General features: G+C 58.3%; 4 protein-coding genes and 1 pseudogene. 1 reads left to right on the top strand and 4 read right to left on the bottom strand.

Annotated features, from left to right (window positions below):
• From HX846_RS20690 to rpoE, 4 genes and pseudogenes are all read right to left on the bottom strand, one after another.
• Nucleotides 1-298 (bottom strand): annotated as a pseudogene (locus HX846_RS20690) (S1C family serine protease); the annotation flags it as partial.
• Between the two features lie 244 nt (nt 299-542).
• The gene (locus HX846_RS20685) at nt 543-1,499 is read right to left on the bottom strand and encodes a MucB/RseB C-terminal domain-containing protein (RefSeq protein ID WP_178966002.1); all 957 of its coding nucleotides are present in this window, start codon (nt 1,497-1,499) and stop codon (nt 543-545) included.
• Between the two features lie 16 nt (nt 1,500-1,515).
• Entirely contained in the window at nt 1,516-2,103 is a 588-nt protein-coding gene (locus HX846_RS20680; protein WP_003172479.1) for a sigma-E factor negative regulatory protein, read from the bottom strand.
• Between the two features lie 31 nt (nt 2,104-2,134).
• Complete coding sequence (gene rpoE / locus HX846_RS20675; RefSeq protein WP_003172477.1) at nt 2,135-2,716, bottom strand: RNA polymerase sigma factor RpoE; 582 nt, start codon at nt 2,714-2,716, stop codon at nt 2,135-2,137.
• A gap of 467 nt (nt 2,717-3,183) precedes the next feature.
• Between rpoE and HX846_RS20670 the strand changes: the two genes are divergently transcribed.
• Nucleotides 3,184-3,610 (top strand): FAD-dependent oxidoreductase (locus HX846_RS20670; protein WP_178966001.1); only part of this gene is annotated, 427 nt, incomplete at its 3' end.

Below are 3,610 nucleotides of genomic sequence, written 5' to 3'. Positions count from 1 at the left end.
GGGACTGGGCCTCACGCTGGCCGCCACCACCGCCACGCGGCGTGCGCGGCTGGGGCATGCCGCGTTCGAAGAACTCCCGCAGCATCGGCGGCAGGCCTTCCAGGTCGGGCATCTGCTGGTTGGAGACCTTACGATCCGGCAGCTTCTGCGTAGTACTGATGTTCACCACGGCAGGCGACGCCTGCTCCACCAGTTGGGTGAAGTCAGGCAGCTCGGCCGCTTGCGCGGTAACGGCCTGACCCAGCACCAGCACCGTGGCGACTATGGATAGGTAAGACTTCAAACGTGGTATCGACATACAGCTCCCGTTACGACGAGCAGGGTTGAGCGACAGGGTTCAATAAACGCCGAAAAACTGCGACCGACATTTTTGTTCCGCGAACAAAACAAGGCCAGGGCCGTTAAGCCCTGACCTATAAAAAACATAGGGGATATTAGCAAGTGAAAAAAATGATCCAGACATTTCATGCTCTCGGCAGAGGCAGGCATCGACTATCTCCTGCGCAACATTGAAATATCAGGATGAACATAGGATTAACAACTCAAGGCTTGGCGGGCACGGTGCCACTGCGTAGTGACAGCGCAATTCGCTCGGCGGTGCCAATCGGGATCTCGCCGACGACGGTCACCATCACCTCGCCTTCCAGGGTATTCAACCGCCGTGAAACGGCGACTGTCGGGCCCAACTGGGTGCGGGTCTCGTTTACGGTCGCACCGTTAAGCGGCTCCAGGAATACCGAAAAACGCGCCAGACCATCGTCATACATCAGACTGCTGACGGTTACCTTGGTGTGGGAGTCTTTATGGGCACTGCTGTTGACCAGCTGAAAGCCTGGTGGCAACCAGTCGAGGCGCCAATCCTGAGGGATCTCGACCTCCGGGGCCTTGGCGTTGGTCACCGCCACCGACGTGCATTCGCCACTGGGCTGCAAGTCACGATCGTCAGGCACCGATGTATTGAGCTGGGTGAACTGGAAACGCTCCAGCAACTGGCCCTGGTCGTTAAGCAACAATGACTTCAATGGCAGCGCAGTTTCACGATCCAGATGCAGCTCAAAACCATAACGGTATTGATCGCGGGGGGTCACGGAGACGATCACCGCATTCCGACCGGCCACGCGCGATTTGCCGATGACGGCAAGATCGTAGAACGCTTTGAGTTTTTGCGGATCAAGGGTACGCGCAGAGGTATTGGGGGAGCCCCCAAGCCCGGCAACCAGCGTGCCGCTCACGCATTGGGTACGGCCATCGACGCGCAGGACTTCCTGGGCAGAACCATCGAGCTGCAAAAGCCGCTCACGGACCTGACCATTCTGGACACGATGCCAGATGTCATGGGTAGAAAAACTACCGTTACGCTCGTAGATGAAGGTGCCCTGAAAGCTTTGCTGCTGCTCCGCCCGCCCAAGACGCGTCAGCCAGTCTTGGGCTTCATCGGCATGGGCGGGGACTGCAAACCAGCCACTGAGCAAAAGCGCAAGGAGCGGTATGGCGCGCATAAAGCTCCTTGGCGGACTAGCGGTTTTCCAGGCTTGCAGCGCGAGCGTAAGGCAGAGCGCTTTCAGTGCCTTTCAAGGCCGATTCCTGTGCGTGTTGGCGCAGGTAGCCTGGAAGACGCTGATCCTGCCAGCCGGATTGCCCTTGAAGTACACCGTTGGCCATAGGCCCGGTGGTATCGGAGCTTTCCTTGTAGCCGGCCAGTACGGCTGGACCCTTGACCTGCGGGCCGGCCATGACCGGTTGCTGGGTCTGTTGGGCCAGTTCGGCACCGGCGATTTCGTCCTGGTTGTACAGGCGGACACCTGCCAATACAGCGACGGTCACCGAAGCAGCGACTGCCAGACGGCCCAGGCTACGCCAAGGACCGCGAGCAGCTTTTGCCGGAACGGCTTCATCAGCCAGTGCAGCAGAAACGGCCGCAGCAATATCCAGACGAGGGATTAGAAGATCCTTGTGCATCACCGCCCGAGCGACTTGGTAACGAGACCAGGTATCACGGGTTTCGGCATCATCAAATGCATTAAGCACTCGACGAAGTTCCAGTTCATCCGCTTCGTTATCCATCACTGCGGACAGCGATTCCTGCAGGGCATCACGACTCATGGCGGTTCCTCTCTTGGCTGTCGCCGCTGTCTCAGTTTTCCTGCAACAACGGCTGCAGGGCTTTATCGATGGCTTCCCGAGCCCGGAAGATCCGGGAGCGTACGGTACCCACCGGACATTGCATGACGCTCGCAATGTCTTCGTAACTCAGACCATCGAATTCACGTAAAGTTAACGCCGTACGCAAATCTTCTGGCAGTTGTTGAATAGTGCGATGGACGGTTCCTTCGATCTCGTCGCGCAGCAATGCACGCTCCGGCGACTCGAGATCCTTGAGGCCGTGATCACCATCATAAAATTCAGCATCTTCCGAACTAACATCACTATCCGGCGGGCGGCGACCGCGAGAAACCAGATAGTTCTTCGCCGTGTTAATGGCGATGCGATACAGCCACGTGTAAAACGCACTGTCACCGCGGAAATTACCGAGTGCACGGTACGCCTTGATAAAGGCTTCCTGTGCAACGTCCTGCGCTTCATGGGTGTCGTGCACAAACCGCACGATCAACCCGAGAATTTTGTGCTGGTATTTCAGCACTAGCAGATCAAATGCCCGCTTGTCGCCGCGTTGAACGCGCTCGACCAGCTGCTGATCCTCTTCCTGGGTTAGCATGAACACTCCTCGTTGTACTTGAAGGAGGCTTGCATAACTAATCGATCAGGCTTGCAAACATAGACTCGGACTTTTCGCAAAAGTTCTCCCCCTCCAAGCAAGTTTCCGGCGCGCACTGATTTGGCACACACGAAAAACGCAGCGCGGGCAATGCCGGCTGCGCGAATAATCTGTCGCCAGTTTCCTGACGCGCCTGACACAGACGCGGCTCAGCAAATCCAGCGTGTTCCCAGCTTTCGGGCATCCTGCTATTGAGTCGGGGCCTATGCAAAAAGTTCCCATCCCAATCGCTGTCCGTTTCATGAAAGCCGTGCAGTTCGTTGCCCGTAGTCTCACAATGCCACGAATGCCCGGCTATTGTGCCGCTCCCCCCCTCTATATACTAGTGGGCCGTGTCACCCTTTGATTCGCCGATCCAGGCGTCCTGTTTGCGCCCCCTACGGATCGCTTTTTGCGGAATCCTTCAAATGAGCCAACAGTTTCAACACGATGTCCTGGTGATTGGCAGCGGCGCTGCGGGCTTGAGCCTTGCACTGACCCTGCCGGGCCACCTGCGCATAGCCGTACTGAGCAAGGGCGACCTCGCCAATGGCTCGACGTTCTGGGCCCAGGGCGGTGTCGCCGCGGTGCTCGATGACACCGACACCGTGCAATCCCACGTCGAAGACACCCTGAATGCCGGCGGCGGCCTGTGCAATGAAGAAGCGGTGCGCTTCACCGTCGAGCATAGCCGCGAAGCCATCCAGTGGCTGATCGACCAGGGCGTGCCCTTCACCCGCGACGAACATTCCGGCACCGACGACGGCGGCTTCGAGTTCCACCTGACCCGCGAAGGCGGCCACAGCCATCGGCGGATCATCCATGCCGCCGACGCCACCGGCGCCGCGATCTTCA

The sequence above is a fragment of the Pseudomonas sp. K5002 genome (assembly GCF_013386655.1).
Lineage (GTDB): Bacteria > Pseudomonadota > Gammaproteobacteria > Pseudomonadales > Pseudomonadaceae > Aquipseudomonas.
This window is presented reverse-complemented; position numbering and strand designations above follow the sequence as displayed.